The sequence below is a fragment of the Thalassovita sp. genome, from assembly GCF_963691685.1.
Lineage (GTDB): Bacteria > Pseudomonadota > Alphaproteobacteria > Rhodobacterales > Rhodobacteraceae > Thalassobius.
Map to the genome: position 1 here is coordinate 1,089,514 of NZ_OY829290.1, position 20,436 is coordinate 1,109,949.

Annotated in this window: 18 protein-coding genes; 8 read left to right on the forward strand and 10 right to left on the reverse strand. The window is 60.8% G+C overall.

All coding sequences use genetic code 11. The features are described from left to right. Positions 1-107 precede the first annotated feature (107 nt). The 8 genes from ACORLH_RS05330 to ACORLH_RS05365 all read right to left on the reverse strand — a co-directional run bounded on the left by ACORLH_RS05330 (position 108) and on the right by ACORLH_RS05365 (position 9,575). Positions 108-1,736: an AMP-binding protein gene (locus ACORLH_RS05330; protein ID WP_321831560.1), complete on the reverse strand. Its 1,629-nt coding sequence runs from the start codon at positions 1,734-1,736 to the stop codon at positions 108-110. A 3-nt stretch (positions 1,737-1,739) separates the two neighbouring features. Next, positions 1,740-2,897: an acyl-CoA dehydrogenase family protein gene (locus ACORLH_RS05335; protein ID WP_321831561.1), complete on the reverse strand. Its 1,158-nt coding sequence runs from the start codon at positions 2,895-2,897 to the stop codon at positions 1,740-1,742. After that, positions 2,897-3,709, reverse strand: a complete 813-nt coding sequence (locus tag ACORLH_RS05340; protein ID WP_321831563.1) for an enoyl-CoA hydratase family protein — start codon at positions 3,707-3,709, stop codon at positions 2,897-2,899. Before ACORLH_RS05340 ends, ACORLH_RS05335 begins: the two co-directional genes overlap by 1 nt. Further along, the gene (locus tag ACORLH_RS05345) at positions 3,693-4,160 is read right to left on the reverse strand and encodes a MarR family winged helix-turn-helix transcriptional regulator (RefSeq protein ID WP_321831564.1); all 468 of its coding nucleotides are present in this window, start codon (positions 4,158-4,160) and stop codon (positions 3,693-3,695) included. Before ACORLH_RS05345 ends, ACORLH_RS05340 begins: the two co-directional genes overlap by 17 nt. Then, positions 4,157-4,900, reverse strand: coding sequence for an SDR family NAD(P)-dependent oxidoreductase (locus ACORLH_RS05350; RefSeq protein WP_321831565.1), 744 nt, complete (start codon positions 4,898-4,900; stop codon positions 4,157-4,159). The genes ACORLH_RS05345 and ACORLH_RS05350 overlap by 4 nt, the downstream gene beginning before the upstream one ends. Then, positions 4,897-7,191 carry a bifunctional salicylyl-CoA 5-hydroxylase/oxidoreductase gene (locus ACORLH_RS05355; RefSeq protein ID WP_321831566.1) on the reverse strand — a complete coding sequence of 765 codons (2,295 nt, stop codon included), beginning with the start codon at positions 7,189-7,191 and terminating at the stop codon, positions 4,897-4,899. Before ACORLH_RS05355 ends, ACORLH_RS05350 begins: the two co-directional genes overlap by 4 nt. Positions 7,192-7,407: 216 nt before the next feature. Beyond that, a complete protein-coding gene (locus tag ACORLH_RS05360) occupies positions 7,408-8,412 on the reverse strand; it encodes a nitronate monooxygenase family protein (RefSeq protein WP_321831567.1) in 1,005 nt (334 codons plus the stop codon). A gap of 11 nt (positions 8,413-8,423) precedes the next feature. Next, a complete protein-coding gene (locus ACORLH_RS05365) occupies positions 8,424-9,575 on the reverse strand; it encodes a CaiB/BaiF CoA-transferase family protein (RefSeq protein ID WP_321831568.1) in 1,152 nt (383 codons plus the stop codon). 346 nt (positions 9,576-9,921) lie between these two features. Here ACORLH_RS05365 and ACORLH_RS05370 point away from each other — a divergent pair, with 346 nt between their 5' ends. From ACORLH_RS05370 to ACORLH_RS05400, 7 genes are all read left to right on the forward strand, one after another. After that, positions 9,922-10,797, forward strand: a complete 876-nt coding sequence (locus ACORLH_RS05370) for a branched-chain amino acid ABC transporter permease (RefSeq protein WP_321831570.1) — start codon at positions 9,922-9,924, stop codon at positions 10,795-10,797. Positions 10,798-10,800: 3 nt separating this feature from the next. Then, a complete protein-coding gene (locus tag ACORLH_RS05375; RefSeq protein WP_321831571.1) occupies positions 10,801-11,898 on the forward strand; it encodes a branched-chain amino acid ABC transporter permease in 1,098 nt (365 codons plus the stop codon). After that, entirely contained in the window at positions 11,895-12,674 is a 780-nt protein-coding gene (locus ACORLH_RS05380; protein ID WP_321831573.1) for an ABC transporter ATP-binding protein, read from the forward strand. Before ACORLH_RS05375 ends, ACORLH_RS05380 begins: the two co-directional genes overlap by 4 nt. Then, positions 12,671-13,435 (forward strand): ABC transporter ATP-binding protein, encoded by a 765-nt coding sequence (locus ACORLH_RS05385; protein ID WP_321831574.1) that lies wholly within the window; start codon positions 12,671-12,673, stop codon positions 13,433-13,435. Before ACORLH_RS05380 ends, ACORLH_RS05385 begins: the two co-directional genes overlap by 4 nt. After that, positions 13,432-15,267, forward strand: coding sequence for a long-chain fatty acid--CoA ligase (locus ACORLH_RS05390; protein WP_321831575.1), 1,836 nt, complete (start codon positions 13,432-13,434; stop codon positions 15,265-15,267). The genes ACORLH_RS05385 and ACORLH_RS05390 overlap by 4 nt, the downstream gene beginning before the upstream one ends. Before the next feature lie 57 nt (positions 15,268-15,324). Then, the gene (locus ACORLH_RS05395) at positions 15,325-16,491 is read left to right on the forward strand and encodes an ABC transporter substrate-binding protein (RefSeq protein ID WP_321831576.1); all 1,167 of its coding nucleotides are present in this window, start codon (positions 15,325-15,327) and stop codon (positions 16,489-16,491) included. 187 nt (positions 16,492-16,678) lie between these two features. Next, positions 16,679-17,233: an AAA family ATPase gene (locus tag ACORLH_RS05400; protein WP_058242190.1), complete on the forward strand. Its 555-nt coding sequence runs from the start codon at positions 16,679-16,681 to the stop codon at positions 17,231-17,233. 26 nt (positions 17,234-17,259) lie between these two features. On the opposite strand, the gene ACORLH_RS05405 is transcribed toward ACORLH_RS05400, so the two are convergent. Together ACORLH_RS05405 and purU are read right to left on the reverse strand one after the other, a co-directional pair. Next, positions 17,260-17,550, reverse strand: coding sequence for a Dabb family protein (locus ACORLH_RS05405; protein ID WP_321831577.1), 291 nt, complete (start codon positions 17,548-17,550; stop codon positions 17,260-17,262). An 82-nt stretch (positions 17,551-17,632) separates the two neighbouring features. Continuing rightward, a complete protein-coding gene (gene purU / locus ACORLH_RS05410) occupies positions 17,633-18,517 on the reverse strand; it encodes a formyltetrahydrofolate deformylase (RefSeq protein ID WP_321831578.1) in 885 nt (294 codons plus the stop codon). A 601-nt stretch (positions 18,518-19,118) separates the two neighbouring features. Between purU and ACORLH_RS05415 the strand changes: the two genes are divergently transcribed. Continuing rightward, positions 19,119-20,381, forward strand: coding sequence for an FAD-binding oxidoreductase (locus ACORLH_RS05415; RefSeq protein ID WP_321831579.1), 1,263 nt, complete (start codon positions 19,119-19,121; stop codon positions 20,379-20,381). Positions 20,382-20,436 lie beyond the last annotated feature (55 nt).

The window sequence follows — 20,436 nt, forward strand, 5'->3', positions numbered from 1 at the left end:
TTTTGAAACTCACGCTTTCACAGTTCGCCCCTGCCCATGGATGTCAAGCTTATTGTCGCTTGTTTCTCTCCTATGGTGTTGATCAGGACCGCATTTCACAATTGGTCTTAAGACCCTTCCCCGTCCGCACGCAGCTGGAACCTCTGAATTTTTCCGGTGGCGGTTTTCGGCAGGGCCTGCCGGAACCGCACCGCCCTTGGATATTTGAACGGCGCGATGGTGGCCTTCACATGGTCCTGCAGCGCCTTCACCATCGCCTCATCTGCGGCGAAGCCGTCGTTCAGCACCACATGGGCCTCCACGATATGGCCCCGCTCACTGTCGGGCGCGCCAACCACGCCGCATTCGCTGACCGCCTCATGTGACAGCAGCGCCGCCTCAACCTCAGGACCCGCGATGTTGTAGCCGGATGAGATGATCATATCGTCGTTGCGCGCCGCGAAGTGGAAGTAGCCATCGGCGTCCCGGGTGAAACTGTCACCGGTGATGTTCCAGCCATCGCGCACATAGACCTGCTGGCGTGCATCGTTCAGGTAACGACAGCCCGTGGGCCCGCGCACCGCAAGGCGGCCCACCTCACCATCGGCAACCTCATTCATCTGATCATCCACCACCCGGGCCTCATAACCGGTCACCGGGCGGCCGGTGCAGGCGGGCTGGTGATCGTCAAAGCGGTTGGTGACAAAGATATGCAGCATCTCCGTCGCGCCGATGCCGTCCAGCATTGGCTTGCCGGTTTTCTCCTGCCACTCGGCATAGATCGGGGCGGGCAGGGTTTCCCCTGCCGACACCGCCGCGCGCAGCGAAGACAGATCCGCGCCCTCATCCATTGCCTGCAACATCACCCGATAGGCGGTTGGGGCGGTGAAACAGACGGTGGCTTTGAACTTCTCGATGATGTCGATCATGCTGGGCGGTGAGGCATTTTCCAGCAGGGTCGCCGCCGCGCCAAACCGCAGCGGGAAGATCGCCAAGCCGCCCAGGCCAAAGGTAAAGGCCAGCGGTGGTGAGCCCACAAAGACATCTTCGGGCGTGACCTTCAGAACTTCTTTGGCATAGCCATCGGCGATGATCAGCAGATCGCGGTGGAAATGCATGGTTGCCTTCGGCTCACCTGTGGTGCCCGAGGTGAAGCCCAACAGCGCCACGTCATCCCGGCCGGTTTTCACTGCGTCAAACTTCACCGGCTTTTCCAGTGCCAGCCGGTCCAGCTCAGCATCGTGGTTGGATGTGCCGTCAAAGCCGACCACTGTTTTCAGGAACTTGCTTGTTTTGGCGCATGCGGTGATTTCATCCATCAGGCGGGTGTCACACAGCGCATGGCTGATTTCAGCCTTGTCGACGATCGCCGCCAATTCGCTGGCGCGCAGCATTGGCATGGTGTTGACCACCACCGCGCCCACCTTGGTTGCCGCCAGCCAGCAGGCGACCATCGCAGGGTTGTTGGCCGAGCGGATCAGCACCCGGTTGCCCGGCTTGATCCCTAGGTTTTTCACCATCGCATGGGCCAGACGGTTGGTCCAATCGGTCAGCTCTTTGTAGGTGCGGCGCCGGCCGTTGCCGATCAGTGCCGTATGATCGCCAAAGCCTTTGTCGACCATCGCATCGGTCAGCTCAACCGCGGCATTCAGATAGTCAGGATAGTCAAACCCCTCCAGCTGAAAGGCGGGCCACTGGTCAATCGGCGGCAGCCCGTCGCGGGCAAATGTATCAATATGCGCGCTTGGTCCCAGCATCGCTCACTCCCCTAAATGGTTCGCCATCGCCTGTCGGGCGATGATGACACGCTGCACGTCTGATGCTCCCTCATAGATGCGCAACGCTCTGATTTCGCGGTAGAGTTTCTCTACCGTTTCGCCTGACTTGACCCCGTCACCGCCATGCAGCTGCACGGCGCGGTCGATGATCTGCTGGGCTTGATCTGTGGCAAACAGCTTGGCCATGGCGGCTTCGCGTGTGACACGCGGCGCGCCCATGTCTTTGGCCCAGGCCGCGCGGTAGATCAGCAGGGCGGCGGCATCGACCTCCATCGCCATATCGGCGATGTGGCCCTGCACCATCTGCAACTCAAACAGCGGCGCGCCCTGAACCTCTCGGGCCTGCACCCGGGCCAGCGCCTCATCCAGTGCGCGGCGGGCAAAACCAAGCGCGGCTGCCGCCACGGTGGTGCGGAACACATCCAGTACCGACATGGCGATTTTGAACCCCTGACCGGGATGCCCCAGCATCGCGCTGGCCGGAATACGGCAATCGGTAAAACGCAGGGTTGCCAATGGATGCGGCGCAATGGTTTCCAGCCGTTCCACCACTTCAAAGCCGGGCAAATCTGCCGGCACGATAAAGGCCGACAGTCCTTTGGCGCCCGGCGCTTCGCCTGTGCGGGCAAACAGCGTGTAGACGTCCGCGATGCCGCCGTTGGAAATCCACGTCTTTTCACCGTTGAGGATGTAGTCATCCCCGTCACGCACGGCGGTCATGGTGGAATTGGCAACATCTGATCCCGACTGTGGTTCGGTCAGGGCAAAGGCGGAAATCGCCTGCCCCGACCGCGTGAGTGGTAGCCAGTGGGATTTCTGTTCTTCGGTGCCAAAAAGCGTGATCGCGCCGGTGCCAAGCCCCTGCATCGCAAAGGAAAAGTCCGCCAGACCGTCATGGCGCGCCAATGTCTCGCGGGTCAGGCAGAGGGTGCGCACATCCAGTTTTTCCTGCCCCTCAGCGGCGGAGTGTTTGGCCCAGCCACCTGCGCCAAGCGCCTTGACCAGCGACCGGCAGGCCGCATCGGTATCGCTGTGATCTATATCGGCCAGCGCCTCTGCGGCCCAGGTGTCCAGATCAGCCGCATAAGTGGCATGGTGTGGCTCAAAAAACGGCCAGGAGAGGAAGGATTTATCTGCCATCAGTTGCCCTCAAACACCGGTTTTTCTTTCGCCACAAAGGCGCGGTAGGCGCGTTCGAAATCGGTGGTCTGCATGCAGATCGCCTGCGCCTGTGCCTCGACCTCGATCGCCTGTTCCAGACCCATGTTCCATTCCTGGTTCAGCTGAGTCTTGGTGATCCCGTGGGCAAAGGTCGGCCCCGCCGCCAGACGCTGCGCCAGTTTCACGGCCTCAGCCTCCAGTGCCTCGGCGTCATGCAGGTTGTTCCAGAACCCCCAACGTTCACCCTCAGCCGCACTCATCGTGCGCCCGGTGTAAAGCAGTTCCGCCGCACGGCCCTGACCAATGATCCGGGGCAGCATGGCGCAGGCCCCCATATCGCAGCCCGCCAGACCCACACGGGTGAAGAGGAAGCCACATTTGGCCTCGGGCGTCGCCAGCCGTAGGTCCGAGGACATGGCGATGATGGCCCCGGCACCGACACAGACGCCATCAACGGCGGCAATAATAGGCTTGCCGCAGCCGATCATCGCCTTGACCAGATCACCGGTCATGCGGGTGAAGGCTAAGAGGTCCTTCATATCCATATCAACCAGCGGGCCGATGATGTCATGCACATCCCCGCCAGAACAGAAATTGCCGCCGTTGGAGGCGAAAATCACCACGTCCACATCCTCGGCATAGACCATATCGCGGAAGGTATCGCGCAGCTCTGCATAGCTGTCGAAGGTCAGCGGGTTCTTGCGATCGGGGCGGTTCAGACGGATCGTGGCGATCCGGTCTTTCCATTCCCAGATAAAGTGTTCGGGGCTCAGGTCAGCCATTTTTGTCATCTTGGGATCCTTCCAGATGATGCAGCATTTTGCGGATTGTATCGAGTTTGCCATGACCGAGGCTGGCGAACAGCTTGTCGACCTCGGCTTCATGGGCGGCGGCCAGTTCTTCGAACCAGGCGCGCCCCTTTTCTGTCAGCTCCACCATCACCACACGGCGATCCTCGGCCGAAGGGGTGCGGCTCGCGTAGCCGTCCTTTTCCAGCCGTTCGACCACGGTGGTGGCATTGCCGTTTGAGACCAGCAAACGTTGGCTCAGCTCGCTCATCTTCAAGGGCGCAGCTTCGCGGTGCAGGGCGGCGGCCACGTCAAAGCGGGGCAGGGTGGTGTCATAGTTCACCCGCAGAAATTCCCGCAGGTGGTTTTCGGTGCTGCGGGTCAGCCGCAGCAGCCGGATCCAGGTGCGCAGCCGGCGCTGCGACAGGGGGGTATCATGCGTGCTCTCGCTCACAGCTCACCCCCCGCAATGGGCAGCGCCTGCCCGTTGATGCCCTCAGACCCCGGCCCACACAGCCACAGCGCCGCCGCAGTGACCTCAGCGGGCTGGATCAGCCGTTTCTGCGGATTGTGTTTGGCCAGTTCCTTGCGGGCGGCGTCTTCATCCATGCCGGTTTTGTCGATGATATTGGCCACCGACCGGTCGGTCATTTCAGTGTCCAGAAAGCCGGGGCACAGCGCGTTTACCGTCACCGGTTTTTTCGCCACCTCCTGCGCCACGGCGCGGGTCATGCCGACCACACCGTGTTTCGCCGCCGTATAGGCGCTGACATAGCCGTAGCCCTTCAGCCCCGCCGTGGACGCGACCGAAATCAACCGTCCCCAACCGGTGAACTGGTTCAACCCTTCGCGCAAGGTCAGGAAAACGCCGGTCAGGTTGACCGCCATCATGGCGTTCCACTGCTCCAGCGTGGTGCGGCCAAAAGGGGCGGTATCTGCGGCACCCGCATTGGCGATTACCACATCACAAGGCCCTGCAGCGGCAAACATCGACCGGACTGAGGTTTCATCGGTCACGTCACAGATCACCGGGCGGATTTGATCGCTGCCGTCGGCCACAGCCTCCAACGGGGCGCTGCGGCGGCCCGCGATGACCACTTTGGCGCCCGCCGCGGCAAAGCCCCGGGCCATATCGGCCCCGACGCCCGTGCCGCCGCCGGTGATCAGCACCTGTTTTCCGCTCAGATCGGTCATACGCGGATCATCTCCTGCTGCTTTTGCGCCAGACGGTAGGCCTGATCACGGCCTGCATAGTAAGGCGCGGGCCAGTGGATCTGCTGATCGCCCATCTCCACCGCGGCATGCAGCGTCCAATAGGGATCGCTCAGATGCGGACGGGCCAGGCAGACCAGATCAGCACGTCCTGCCAGCAGGATCGAGTTGGCGTGATCGGTCTCATAAATGTTGCCCACCGCCATGGTCGGGATCTGCAGATCGTTGCGGATCCGGTTGGAAAACGGCGTCTGGAACATGCGGCCATAGACCGGCTGCGCCTCGACCGAGGTCTGACCGGCGCTGACGTCGACGATATCGACACCGGCTTCGCGGAACATGCGGGCGATCTCCACCGCCTCTTGCGGGGTGACGCCATCCTCACCCAGCCAGTCATTGGCCGAAATCCGCACCGACATCGGCTTGCCCTCAGGCCAGACCGCGCGCATCGCTTTGAACACCTCCAGCGGGTAGCGCATCCGGTTTTCCAGACTGCCGCCATACTCATCGCCACGCTGGTTCGACGCGGGTGAGATGAAGGAGGAGATCAGATAGCCATGCGCCGCGTGCAGCTCGATCATGTCAAAGCCACAGCGCCCGGCCATTTCGGTGGCCTGCACAAAATCATCACGGATTTGGTCCATCTCGGCGCGGGTGATTTCACGCGGTGTGGCGTTGCCCGCCGACCACGGAATGGCCGAGGCCGAAACCAAATCCCAATTGCCGTCCTTCAACGGCGCATCCATCTCCTCCCAGCCCACCTGGGTGGAGCCTTTGCGGCCCGCATGGCCAATCTGACAGCAGATCTTGGCCTCGGTTTCGGCATGGACGAAATCGACCAGACGTGTCCACGCCGCCTCATGTTCCGGCGCATAGAGGCCGGGGCAACCGGGGGTAATCCGACCATCGGCGCTGGTGCAGGTCATTTCGGTGTAAACCAGCCCCGCGCCGCCCTTGGCGCGTTCGGCGTAATGCACAAAATGCCAATCGGTCGGGCAGCCCTCTACCGCCTTATACTGCGCCATGGGGGAGACCACGATGCGGTTCGCCAATTCCATATCGCGCAGTTTGAACGGCACAAACATCGGTTTGCGCGCCGGTGCATCGGCATCCATGCCGGCCTCGGACTGGAACCAGCGCTCGGCCTCGGCCAGCCATTCAGGATCCCGCAGCCGCAGGTTTTCATGGCTGATCCGCTGCGACCGGGTCAGCAGGTTGTAGTTGAACTGCACCGGATGCTGATCCAGATAGCGCTCCACTTCTTCGAACCATTCCAGTGAGTTACGCGCGGCAGACTGCAGGCGCAGCACCTCCAGACGGCGTTCCTCCTGGTACCGTTTGAAGGCGCCTTCCAGCGTCGGTTCCGAGTTGACGTAATCCGCCAGCGCAATGGCGCTGTCAAAGGCCAGTCGCGACCCAGACCCGATCGAGAAATGCGCCGTGGCCGAGGCATCGCCCAGCAGCACCACGTTTTCATGATACCACTGGTCGCAGTTCACCCGCGGGAAGTTGATCCAGACCGCCGAGCCGCGCAAATGCGCCGCGTTCGACATCAGATCATGACCGCCCAGGTACTTCTCAAAGATCTTGCGGCAGGTCTCTACGGTTTCTTCCTTGGACATGTCGGCAAAGCCCCATTTGTCCCAGGTCTCCTGCTGGCATTCGACGATGAACGTCGCGGTGTTGTCGTCAAACTGATAGACATGCGCCCATAGCCAGCCATGCTTGGTCTTCTCGAAAATGAAGGTAAAGGCGTCGTCAAACTTCTGATGGGTGCCCAGCCAGATGAACTTGCACTCGCGATTGTCGATGTCGGGTTTGAAGACGTCTTCGTATTCTGTCCGCACCCGCGAATTCAGACCATCGGCGGCGACCACCAGATCGTAATCCTTGCGGTATTCCTCAGCCGTTTTGAACTCAGTCTCAAACCGCAGATCAACGCCCAGCTCCCGGGCGCGTTCTTGCAACAGGATCAGCATCTGTTTGCGGCCAATGCCGGCAAAACCGTGGCCACCGGATACGGTGCGCACGCCGTTGTGTTCCACCGCAATGTCATCCCAATAGGCAAAGTGATCGCGGATCGCGTCACAGCTTTTGGGGTCATTGCCCTGCATCCGTTCCAGCGCGTCATCAGACAGCACAACACCCCAACCAAAGGTGTCATTGGCGCGGTTGCGCTCCAGCACTGTGACGTCGTGGCTGGGATCGCGCAGTTTCATGCTAATAGCAAAATAGAGCCCGGCCGGGCCGCCCCCTAGGCAGATGACTTTCACGAATTTCCCTCCAGCAGGTGTGTGGTTTTCCCTGTCGCTGGAGCAACGGTAGCGCGATCTGAATTTATTTCAAGCTTAAATGTTTTGAGTTTGAAATGTTTGTGCGACGCGGATCACAGGTGCTGACGGCCGTTGTTTTTATGAAAATGTGGGGGGGAGGGGGTGGGGTGGCGCCCCTTATGGCCGCCACCCGGAATTTACATCACGGCCTGAGAATCAGGTGCCGTCAGGGTGCCACAGATGCGGCGCGGTCTGAGCCTGCAGCCGTTTCACCGCAGCCTCATATTCGCGGGCCACGCGGTCGATCAGCGCTGCCGCCGGCACCACATCCTGCACCGCGCCGATCCCTTGGCCCGAACCCCAGATCTCTTTCCAGCTCTTCGGTTTGGAACTGCCGTCGCTGAAGTTCATCGCCGATGGGTCCGAACGTTCCAGCGCCTCCGGGTCCATGCCTGCGGCTGCGATCGATGGCTTCAGGTAGTTGCCCCACACCCCGGTGAAGAGGTTGGAATAGACAATGTCTGAGGCACCGCTTTCGGTGATCATCTCTTTGTAGCGCTGATCTGCGTTGGCTTCTTCGGTGGCGATGAAGGCTGAGCCCATGTAGCCGCCATCCGCGCCCATCGCCTGCGCGGCAAGGATCGAATCCCCTTTGGCAATGGCGCCCGACAGGAACAGCGGGCCGTCAAACCAGCTGCGGATTTCCTGGATCAAGGCTAGCGGTGACAGGCTGCCAGCATGGCCACCAGCGCCAGCCGCGACGGCGATCAGCCCATCGGCGCCTTTCTCAATCGCCTTTTTGGCAAAGCGGTTGTCGATCACGTCATGCAGGGTTATGCCGCCAACAGAATGCGCGGCCTCATTGACCTCAACCCGCGCGCCGAGCGAGGTGATCCAAATCGGCACCTTATGTTTCACACAGATCTCCAAATCGCGCTCCAGCCGTCCGTTGGACCGATGCACGATCTGGTTCACCGCAAACGGTGCGGCGGGCTGATCGGGGTTGGCCTGGTTGTGGCGGTCCAGCTCTTCGTTGATGCGGATCAGCCAGCGTTCCAGTTCAATCGGTTCCCCTTCGGCTTCGCGGGCATTGAGCGCCGGGAAAGAGCCAACGATGCCCGCCTTGCACTGGGCGATGACCAGATCCGGGTTTGAGATGATGAACAAAGGGCTGCCGATCAACGGCAGGCGCAGGTTTTGCAAAATCGGGGGTAGGGCCATGGCCGCTCTCCTCAGGTCAGGACGCCGTCAGCCCTGAGGGCCGCCAGCTGGGTGTCATCATAGCCCAGGTCGCGCAGCACGTCTTCGGTCTGCGCGCCGGGCGCGGGGGGCGGGGCTGGCACATCGGCTGGCGTGCGATCAAAGCGCGGTGCGGGGCTGGCCTGGCTGACGCCTGCGACCTCCACATAGGTTCCGCGCGCTTTCATGTGAGGATGCTCTATCGCTTCTGACCAGCTCAGCACAGGGGTGACGCAGCCGTCGGTTCCGTCAAAAATCGCTTCCCATTCGGCGCGGGTTTTCTGGCGGAACACCTCGGCGTAATCGGCGCGGCGCTCTGCCCAGGTGGTGGGATCATTTTGATCGCTGCGATGGGCCTCGGGCAGGCCGGCCTTTTCGACCAGCAGCGCAAAGAATTGCGGTTCCAACGGGCCCACAGCGATGTGGTTGCCATCGGCACATTCGTAGCTGCGGTAAAACGGGGCGCCGCCGTCCAGCCAATTGCTCTGCCGGTCCTCGCCCCAACGTCCGCGTGCGATCATGGAATGCATCAGCGCCATCATTGCAGGCACACCATCAACCATCGCCGCATCGACCACCTGACCTTTGCCGGAGGTCTGGCGCTCAAACAGCGCAGACAGGACGCCAAACAGCAAGAACATGGTGCCGCCGCCGTAATCCGCCGCGATGTTTAGCGGCGGGATCGGCGGCTGATCTGCGGTGCCAATGGCATTCAGAACACCGGTCAGGCCCAGATAGTTGATGTCATGCCCGGCCATTTGTGACATCGGGCCATCCTGCCCCCAGCCAGTCATGCGACCGTAGACAAGGCCCGTGTTATCGGCGTGGCAGTCCGCGGGGCCAAGCCCCATGCGCTCCATGACGCCGGGGCGAAATCCTTCGATTAGCACGTCGGACCGCGCGATCAGGGCTTTTGCGGCCTTCAGCCCCTCAGGATGCTTGAGGTTCAGCGCGATTGAGGCCTTGCCGCGGTTGTTGATGTTGGTGGCATCTTCCGGACCCGAGGCGCGGGTGATCAATGTGACCTCTGCCCCCATGTCTGCCAGAAACTGGCCGGCCAGCGGACAGGGACCAAGCCCCTGCATTTCCACCACCCGAAGCCCCGCCAAAGGCCCGCCGCGTTTGGCCGTTTTCGGATCCGTCATCTGCTTTACCTCCCCCTAAACTACGTTAATTTCTGATCTTTCCCGGCTGCAGGGGTCAAGCGGTTTCGGAAATGACCTTGGGTCGAAACGCCTGATATTTGTGCTCATAGAAGCGTTGACAGGGGGCAAAACCGCGTGCTTTGCTGAGGGTATTCGGCGTTCATAAGGTCTGGGGAGGAGACTGAATGAAGGCACTTTTACGTGGAGCTGCCCTTGCGCCGTTCCCTCAATACGTTTGCAATTTTCCGTCAGGCGCTTCGTTTTTTGCCGCGCCTTGCCCCCAGGAACATCCCCGGGATCACCACTGGGGCTGTCCCTTTTCTGATGTACCTGAAAGGGCCGCATCATGGAGCTGATCCAGCTGTTGATCGGTGGGGTGGCCTCGGGCTGCATATACGGGCTGGTCGCGCTGGGGTTTGTGCTGATCTACAAAGCCAGCGAAGGCGTGAACTTTGCCCAGGGTGACATGATGATGCTGGGCGCCTTTGTGGCGCTGGGGCTGGTGAACCGGGACTACTGGGCGCTGCCTTTCGTTCCGGGCATCGTGCTGGCCTGCGTCATCATGGGCGGTGTCGGCTACGGGATTGACCGCTTTGTGGTGCGCCGGATCTTTGGTCAGCCGCAGTTTGCACTGGTGATCCTGACCATCGCCTTGGGCTTCGTCCTGCGGTTTGTGGCCGGGGCGATCTGGGGCTTCACCCCGCTGGTTCTGGAAACGCCATTTGCCGGCAAACACCTGTCGCTTGGCGGATTGGTGCTGGGATACGAAGACATTTTGACAATTTGTGTCACCGCTGTCCTGACGCTGGGCCTCTGGGCGTTCTTCAGCCGCACCAAACTGGGACTGGCAGCGCAGGCCGCATCGCAGAACCAGATGGCGGCCTATATCGTCGGCGTTCCAGTGCGGCGGATCAATTCGCTGATCTGGGGGCTATCTGGCATCGTCGCGACCATTGCCGGGGTGCTTTATGCCGCCAAAGGGGCGATTGATCCCAATATCGGCCTTTTGGGGATCAAGGCCTTTGCCGCCGCGGTGATTGGCGGCTTTGGCAGCCTGCCGGGCGCGTTACTGGGCGGTCTGCTGATCGGCGTGGTCGAACCTGTTGCGGCCCGTTACCTGCCGTCGGGTTTCAGCCAGATGAGCCCTTACATCCTGATGTTGATCGTGCTGACGACCCGCCCCGGCGGCCTGTTTGCACAGATCCATGCCAAGAAGGTCTGAGCGATGCGGGTGGTGTTTAAAACAAGCTATGACAAAGACATCGACCTGCATCCCGATTGGTGGGATCGCGGTAAAATCGCGCTGCTGCTGGTGGTGATGGGCCTGCTGCCGTTTCTGGTTGGTGAATATTATCTGGCGGAGGCGACCAACACATTGATCTGGGCCTTGGCGGGCATGGGGCTGATGGTGCTGGTGGGCCATTCCGGGCAGGTGTCACTGGGCCATGCAGGCTTCATGGCGATCGGCGCCTATGTGGACGCGGGGCTGATGACCGCCGGGGTGCCCTGGATCATCGCCTTTCCACTGGCGGGACTGGCGGCGGGGTGTTTCGGCGCGCTGGTGGCGATCCCGGCGGTGCGCATGTCGGGGATCTATCTGGCGATTGCCACATTGGCGCTGTTTGTCATCATTGAGGAGATGATCATCATCCTTGAACCGCTGACTGGTGGGGTCGGGGGGATGTTTGCGCCTTCCATCACGCTGTTCGGTGTTGATTTTGACCGCTACGCCAGCCTCAGCAATTTCTACTGGCTGGTGCTGGTCGTCGTGGCGCTGGTCACCTGGGGCTATGCCAATATCCTGCGCAGCCCAACCGGGCGCAGTTTCCTGGCGGTGCGCGACAGTGAGGTATCGGCGCGGGCACTGGGCATCAACGTGACCCGGACCAAGGCACTGGCCTTTGGCCTGTCCTGTGGGGTGACCGGGCTGGCTGGCGCGTTGATGGGGCATTACATCGCCTTCTTTAACTATGAGCTGTTTTCCATCTTCATCTCCATCAACCTGCTGCTGGTGGTCACCATTGGGGGGCTTGGCTTTATCCAAGGTGCCTTCTTTGGCGCGGTGCTGATCACTGCGGTGCCGCAGTTGATTGCGATCCTGCGCGATGGGCTCAATGCCTCGGTCGGGATTGATCTGGGGGCAGTGCCGGGGCTGGATACGCTGATCTTCTCGGTCGTTTTGGTGGGCTTCATCATCTATGAGCCGACCGGGCTCTATGGGCGCTGGCTGAAGTTCCGCGCCTATGTGCAGCTGTTCCCGCTGGCCCGCCGCGACATGTTCCGCCGGCAGAAAACCTACCTCAAGACGGAGCGGATGCGATGAGCCTGTTGGAGGTCACAGATCTGGCCGTGCATTTCGGCGGGGTGAAGGCGGTTGATGGCGTTTCCTTCAAGGTGGAGGAGGGCGAGGTGTTTTCGATCATCGGCCCCAATGGCGCGGGGAAATCGACGATCTTCAACCTGATCTCGCGGTTCTATGAGCCGACGCGCGGCAAGATACGTTTTGATGAGGCTGAGCTGACAGCCCTGGCCCCGCATCAGGTGGCGGATCTGGGCATTGCGCGGACCTTTCAGAATATTGAGCTGTTTGATCATTCCACGGTGCTGGACAACCTGTTGATGGGCCGTCACCGCCATCGCGCCACCCATTGGGTGCAGGATCTGTTGTTCCTGCCCAAGGTCCGGGCCGAGGAGCGCGCACATCGCCAGAAGGTCGAGGAGGTGATGGAGTTGTTGGAGTTGGAAGCCTACCGCGACAAGATGATCGCTGGCCTGCCCTACGGCGTGCGCAAAGTGGTGGAGATTGGCCGCGCCCTGGCGATGGGCCCCAAAATGATCCTGCTGGATGAACCTGCCTCGGGCCTGTCGGTCGAGGAAAGTCAGGACGTGGCCTATTGGATTGAGGACATGCGCCGTGACATGGGGCTGAGCGTGTTGATGGTGGAACATGACATGCGGCTGGTGACACAGGTCAGCGACCGGGTGTTGGCGGTGGCCAATGGCAAACCACTGGCATTGGGCAGCCCGGCAGAGGTGCAGAGCGATCCTGAGGTGCAGGCGGCCTATCTGGGCACCGCAACGGCGGAGGATGTGGCATGACCCTGTTGGCGCTGCGCAATGTCGAAAGCTTTTACGGGGCCATCATGGCGCTGCGCGGGGTGTCGATTGATGTGCCAGAGGGGCAGATCGTCACCATTCTGGGGGCCAATGGCGCGGGCAAGACAACGCTGATGAAAACCATCTCGGGGCTGATGGACGCGGAAAAGGGCACCATCGATTTCAACGGCACGCGCCTGAACGGAATGGAGCCGGATAAGGTGGTTGCGCAGGGGCTGGCCCATGTGCCTGAAGGGCGCGAGGTGTTCCCCTACCTTAGCGTCGAAGAAAACCTGCGGCTGGGGGCCTATGCCCGCAAAGGCGGCGGCGTGGCCGAGGATATTGAGCTGGTCTACAGCTACTTCCCCATCCTGAAAGAACGCCGCGCGCAATCCGCCGGCTTCCTGTCGGGCGGGCAGCAGCAGATGCTGGCGATCGGGCGGGGCCTGATGGCGCGGCCCAAGCTGATGTTGCTGGATGAACCCAGCCTTGGCCTGTCGCCACTGCTGACGCAGGAAATCTTCGCCATCATAAAACGCCTCAACGCGGAACAGGGGGTGACCATGCTGTTGGTGGAACAGAACGCCCATGTGGCGCTGAACACCGCGCATTACGGCTATGTCCTTGAAATGGGGCGGATTGTCATGGCCGACAGCTGCGCGGCGCTGAAGGCCTCGGAAGATATTCAGGAGTTCTATCTGGGCAAACAGGATGCCAGCCAACGGGGCGAAAAACGCTGGAAGAGGCGCAAGACATGGCGATGACCGGGACAGAGATGCAGGACCCAATCACCGTTGAGGATTGCAATACGGTTGTGGCGCTTTGGGCGAAACGCTGTGCAGTGCTGGGGGATCAGATTGCCCACCGCGAAAAGACGCTGGGCATTTGGCAGGCCTACAGCTGGCGCGACTATTTTGAGGGCGCGCGGGCCGTTGGGCTGGCGCTGGAGGCGCTGGGCTTCAAACGCGGTGAGGTGGTGCAGATCCTCAGCGAAGACCGGCGCGAATGGCTGTACTGCGATCTGGGGATTGCGGCGATGGGCGGGGTGCCATCGGGCGTTTACACCACCGACAGTGCCAGCCAACTGGCCTATCTGATGACGGATTCCGGGGCACGCTTCCTGTTTGTGGAAAATGACGAACAGTTGGACAAGTTTCTGGAGGCGCGGGACCAGATGCCGGATGTGGCAAAGGTCATCGTCTTTGACCGCGATGGGCTGGCCGCGTTTTCCGATCCTCAGGTAATGTTCTGGGATGATTTTCTGGCGCTGGGCGTTGAACAGGCCACTGCGGATCCGAAACGGTTTGATCTGGCTCTGCAGCAGGTGAAACCAGAGGATCCGCGGATGTTGATCTACACTTCCGGCACCACCGGGCCGCCGAAAGGGGCGATCATCACCCACCGCAACATCCTGTTCCAGATGAACGCCAGCCGCACCACCTTGCGGTTTGAACCCACCGATGAGCTGCTGTGTTTCCTGCCCCTGTGTCACGTGCTGGAACGTCTGATCTCGGTCGAGTTGCCGATCCTTGTGGGCTGCAAGGTGAACTTTGCCGAAAGCCCCGAAACCGTCTTTGATAACCTGCGTGAGGTGTCGCCCCATACCTTCACTGGCGTGCCGCGGATCTGGGAAAAGATCTATTCGCGACTTGCCATCATGCGGGGCGAGGCCGGCTGGCTGGGACGGATGGCCTTTGACTGGGCCGTCGCGGCAGGCATGGCGAAAGTGGAGGCGGATCAAGAGGATCGCGCCTTTGGACCCTTGGCGCGGATCAATCTGGCGCTGGCCGATCTGTTGGTTTTGCGCAATCTGCGGGATCTGATCGGTCTGGCCCGCACCCGGCGCTGCGCCACCGGGGCCGCACCGATCAGCCCTGAGTTGCTGCGCTGGTTCAGCGCCATTGGGGTGAACCTGTGCGAAGGCTTTGGGATGACCGAAACCGCAGGCGTTGCCTCGGTCAATACGGTGGATGACAACCACATGGGCACCGTCGGCGCGCCGTTACCGGGGCTGCAGGTGCGCATTGCCGATAACGGTGAGATCCAGCTGCACGGCCCGGCCATCTTTGGCGGCTATTGGAACAAACCGGAAAAAACCGCCGAAACCTTTAGCGAAGACGGCTGGCTGCGCACCGGGGATATGGGGCGGGTCAACAATCAGGGGCGGCTGATCATTACCGGCCGGTTGAAAGACATCATCATCACCGCGGGCGGCAAAAACATCACCCCGGCCGAGATCGAAAGCCGCCTGAAGTTTTCGCCCTATGTCTCGGACGCGGTGGTGATCGGCGATCGGCGCAAATATCTGACCTGCCTGATCATGATCGATCAGGAAAACGTTGAACGTTTTGCGCAGGAACGCCAGATCCCGTTTTCCGATTTCGCCTCGCTCACCCGCGCGCCGGAGGTGGTGGCGCTCATCGGTGATCTGGTGCGGCAGGTGAACGGCGAATTTGCGCAGGTTGAACAGATCAAGGATTTCCGCCTCATCGATATTCTGCTGACCGCAGAGGATGAGGAACTGACCCCAACCATGAAATTGAAGAGGAACTACGTAAACCAGCGCCATGCGGCGTTGATCGACAGCATGTACTGAGACCGCCACAGGCCTTTCCGGGCTGATGCAACCGGCGGCACCAAAGGGAGGAAGATCATGAAGATGTGGAAAGCACTGGCCGCAGCGGCGGCCTTGGCGGTGGCGTCCGGTGGCGCGCAGGCTGAAAGCGGTGTCTCAGAGGATGAGATCAAGATTGGCGGGGCGCATGACCTCTCTGGTATTTTCGCGCCCTTTTCTGTCCCGGCGGTGAAGGCGGCGCAGCTCTATTTTGATGAGGTCAACGAAGCCGGTGGCGTGCATGGCCGCAAGATCACCTATATCGTCGAAGACCACGGCTATCAGGTGCCCAAGGCGGTGCAGGCGGCCAATAAGCTGGTCAACCGCGATCAGGTGTTTGCCATGCTGCTGAGCCTGGGCACACCGCATAATCTGGCGATGTTCAAACTGATGGGGCCCAAGGGCGTGCCCAATATCAGCCCGCTGACCGCGGCACGTCAGATGGTTGATCCGCCCGCGCCGTGGAAATTTGCCGGCAATGCCTCTTACTACGACGGGGTGAAGGCGACCACTGAGTATATGGCGGCGGAACAGGGGTCTTCGACCTTCTGTCTGATGTTCCTGCCCACCGATTTTGGGGTTGAGATTCAGGCCGGGCTGAAAGATGGCGCTGTGGCTGCGGGTAAGAGTTATGGCGTTGAAACCAAACACAAACCTGATGAAACCGATTTCTCCGGCGCCTTGGGTAAAATCAAGGAAGGTGGTTGTGACACCGTTGGCTTGGCGCTGGGGGTCAGCCAGACCATCAACGTGATCGCAACCGCCAATAAGCTGGGCATGAGTGACGTGAAATTTGTGCTCTCATCAGCTGGGTTCCACACCGTTGTGGCCAAAGGGCTGGCGGCGCAGGGCGTCATGGGCGGCGTTTATGCAGGGGCCGGCTGGCAGGATCTGGAGGCCCGGCTGGCGGAGCCCGCGGTGGGCGGCTGGGTCAAAGCCTACACAGAAGCGACCGGCGAAAAATTCCCTGGCACAGGCGCATTGCTGGGCCGATCCGGTGCGGAATTGCTGGTGCGTGGGCTGGAAGCGGCTGGTCCGGATCTGACCCGCGAAGGGTTCATCGCAGCGATGGAGGGACTGTCCTTCCAGGATGAGATTTCGGGATATCCGGTGGCGCTGAGCGCTGACAATCACGTGGCGGGGCGCAGTGTTTTTGTCTCGGCCGTGGAAAATGGATCCTGGAAACTGTTGAAGACGCTCGACTGAGCACCAGTTTACAACCTGACCGAAGAAGAGGCGCTGTGACGCGCCTCTTTTTTGTCGCTGTGTCAGTCCCGGCAGCAACCGGGGCGCGCAACTCATGCGGAAGTTGGGGGATTAACATTTCCTTAATAATAGAATCATTGATGTGGCGATCTGCATGCCGCACACTTATCACTGGACGGGAGGAGCTATGACGCGTCGGATTTATATAACCGGTGCGGCCGGCACCGGTGTCAGCAGCCTTGGCCGCGCTCTGGCGCAGCGGCTGCATGTATCCCATGCGGATGTTGATGACAGCTATTGGTGTGAAGACGAGCCGCCCTTTGTGACAAGGCGACCAAAACCAGCGCGGCGCAGCTGCCTGCTGGACCAACGTGGCACGGGCGGTTGGGTCATGAGTGGCTGCCTGGAAGGTTGGGGCGAAGACTTGATTGAGGAGGCTGATCTCTTTGTCTTCCTCATGGTGCCCACGCCGATCCGTATTGACCGTCTGCTGCGCCGTGAACGCCATGATTATGGCCGGCGCATCCTGCCCGGGGGAGACATGCATCGCAGCCATGAACGGCTGATTTCCTGGGCCGCGCGCTATGATGATCCGGACTTTGCCGGGCGCAACATGTACCGGCAGGAGGCCTGGCTCGACCGTCAGACCACGCCGGTGCTACGCATGGGGGGCACACTGCCACTGCTGCGGCTGGTAGATCAGGTGATGGCACATAAAGCGATCCGGCGGACCTACGCCTGAGCCTTCCGGCGGACCTGCACCTGAGCCTAGTAACTGAGGAAATCCGCCGCCATCCGCAGATCCCGTAGGGGCCTGACCACATCGATGGATTGCTGATACAGCGGATCTGCCTTGAAGGCGGCCAGCTGTGCCTCGTCCTCAAACTCACCATAGACAACAAAATCAGGCGCCGCGCCGTGGATCAGGTCAGACTTCAGGTTGCGGCCGATTTCGAAATGGCGGGCATGGCGGCTCTGGGTCAGCAGGGACAGACCGTCATAGATCCTGTCGCGGTCTTTGGGATCGCGGGCGGTGAAAAAGACGATGTGACGTAGCATGGCACACTCCTGCCGATTAAAAACAGATCTCCCTTGCTGCGATGTGGCGCACAGCAAGGGCAGGTTCAATCGACAGTGCCAATTATCCCATCCGTTCCGAGGCGTGGCTGCCAGGGCTGGCGGGGAAGACTACGGTTTTGTTTCCATTGAGAAAAACGCGATGATGGATATGGGCATGAATGGCGCGGGCTAGCACCTGCGCCTCAACGTCGCGGCCCAGGCTGACGTAATCCTCAGCGCTTTGGGCATGGGTGACGCGGATGATGTCCTGTTCGATGATCGGGCCTTCATCCAGATCGGCCGTCACATAGTGAGAGGTTGCCCCGATGAGTTTCACACCGCGCTCAAACGCCTGTTTGTACGGGTTTGCACCTTTGAAGGAGGGCAGGAAGGAATGGTGGATATTGATGATCCGGCCGGACATTTTCTGGCACATCTCATCTGACAGCACCTGCATGTAGCGCGCCAGCACCACCAGCTCCGCGCCGCTCTCTTCGATGATCGCCATCTGGGCGGCTTCGGCCTCGGCCTTATTGGCTTTGGTCACTTTGATGCAATGGAAGGGAATGTCGTGGTTCACCACAACCTTCTGATAATCCATGTGATTTGAGATCACCGCCACGATATCAATCGGCAGCGCGCCGATGCGCCAGCGGTAGAGCAGATCATTCAGACAATGCCCAAAGCGGGAGACCATCAAGACAACCTTCATCTTCTCGGTCTCATCATGGAAGGCAAATGTCATGTCAAAAGTGCGTGCCACCTCGGCAAAAGCAGCCTCCAGCGCGGCGCGGTCGGCCCCGGTTTCAGAACGGAAGCTTACCCGCATGAAGAAATTGCCGGTTTCCGCATCATCAAACTGGGCGCTGTCTGTCAGGTTGCAGCCCTGATCGGCCAGAAAATTGGCGATGGCGGCGACGATGCCGCGGGTGGAGGGGCATTGCACAGTAAGGGCGAGGGTGGTCATGGGCGCTCCGTCAGATCAGTTTGGCGCGATATTCCTTGTGACCAGCGGCGCAGCAATTGGCGAAATGCGACATTCGCCGCAAATTCGCGGCGGATTTGGCTGCGGATCAGAACACATGGTTCCGATGCGGCACAGCTGATCAATATCGGGGCGTTTTGTGAAGATAGGCGCTGGGGAAAATGGGAGACATCGGGCCGAAAATCTAACCGGAAAAGAGCTGTAACCTCCCCGGCCCCATTGTTGCAGGCCAGAACCGAGGAGGTTACGCAAGTTTGCACCCCAGAACGATGCAAGCTCTGATGCGGTGCGGGCGGCGGGCTCTCCCGTTCAGAAGTAGGAGAGTTGTCGGGGAAAGCCCCCAAACGCCCGCGCCGGGCATCATTGCTATGCCGTGATCTATGCAACTGATGTGCCAACCTTTGGATGTGTGGATAATTTTTCTCTAATGGCGCTGATGGCAAGGTGTCCGTGCCTGGGGCCGGGGCCAGTAACTGCGGAAAATGCGGTAGTCCAACGGTCTTCCCTGTCGCGCAACAACCGCTAAGGTGCGCGGTTAAGGGACCGGGGAAGGGGCCGGTGAGGTGAGCAGAGGGGCGAAACAATGACAGAGCAGCCAGCGCGCAAAACAGTTGTGGTGATTGGGGCAGGGATCCTTGGGGTCTCCACCGCGATCTGGGCGCAACGGGATGGCCATGATGTGATCCTTGTCGATCGCGAAGGCCCGGCGGCGGGCGCGTCTTATGGCAATGCGGGTTTGCTGGCCTCCTCGGCGGTGGTGCCGGTGACCACGCCGGATCTTTGGGTCAAGGCCCCGGGTATGATCCTGAACCCGCAAAGCCCGCTGTTCCTGCGCTGGTCCTACCTGCCGCGGATGTTGCCCTGGCTGATTCGCTTCATGTCCCATGCCACCGATGCCAAAACCCGCGCTGCGGCAGGTGCGCTGTTCCCGATCATCGGCGACAGTCTGGCCGATCATCAGGCGCTGGCGGCGGGCACGGGGGCTGAAAAATACATCGTTCCCACGGAATACCTTTACCTTTATGGCTCCCGCGCCAGCTATGAGGCGGCGCAATATTCCTGGCAGATCAAGAAATCGCTGGGGTTCCAGCCCACTGAATATGAGGGCGCGGCGCTGAAGGCGAAGGATCCCGCCTTTTCCGATCAGATCGGGTTTGCGGCGGCGGTGCCGGATCATGGCCGGATCAGCGATCCCGGCGCCTATGTCACGGCGTTGGCGGATCACGTGGTCGCCTCGGGCGGGCGATTGGTTATTGGCGAGGTCAGCGACATCGCGCATGAAAACGGCCGTGTGACCGGCGTTCGGGTGGGGGGCGAGACCCTGGCCTGTGACGCAGCGGTGGTGACGGCGGGCGCCTGGTCCGGGGCCTTGGGCCGTGCGCTGGGGCTGCGGCTGCCGTTGGAAACCGAACGCGGCTATCATGTGGAACTGTGGAACCCGTCCAAGATGCCGAAAACGCCCGCCATGGTTTCGTCCGGCTCTTTCGTGATGACCCCGATGGAGGGGCGGTTGCGTTTGGCCGGGATTGTGGAATTGGGCGGGCTGAAGGCCGGGCCCTCGAAAGCGCCGATCAACCTGTTGCGCAGCCATCTGGCCAAGGTGATGCCGGACCTCACCTGGGAAGAAACCACCGAATGGATGGGGTTCCGCCCCACGCTCAGCGACTCGGTCCCGATCATCGATGAAGTTGCGGAGATCAAAGGGGTCTACATGGGGCTGGGCCATCAGCACGTGGGCCTGACGGGCGGGTCCAAAACCGGCCGGTTGCTGGCGCAGATGATGGCAGGTCAACGCATCAACCTGGATATGACGCCCTACCGGCTGGACCGGTTTCGCGGCGTCTGACAGTGCCAGCCGCAGCCCGCAAAAACGTGAGCGTCGCGCCGATTGCAAGGCCCGC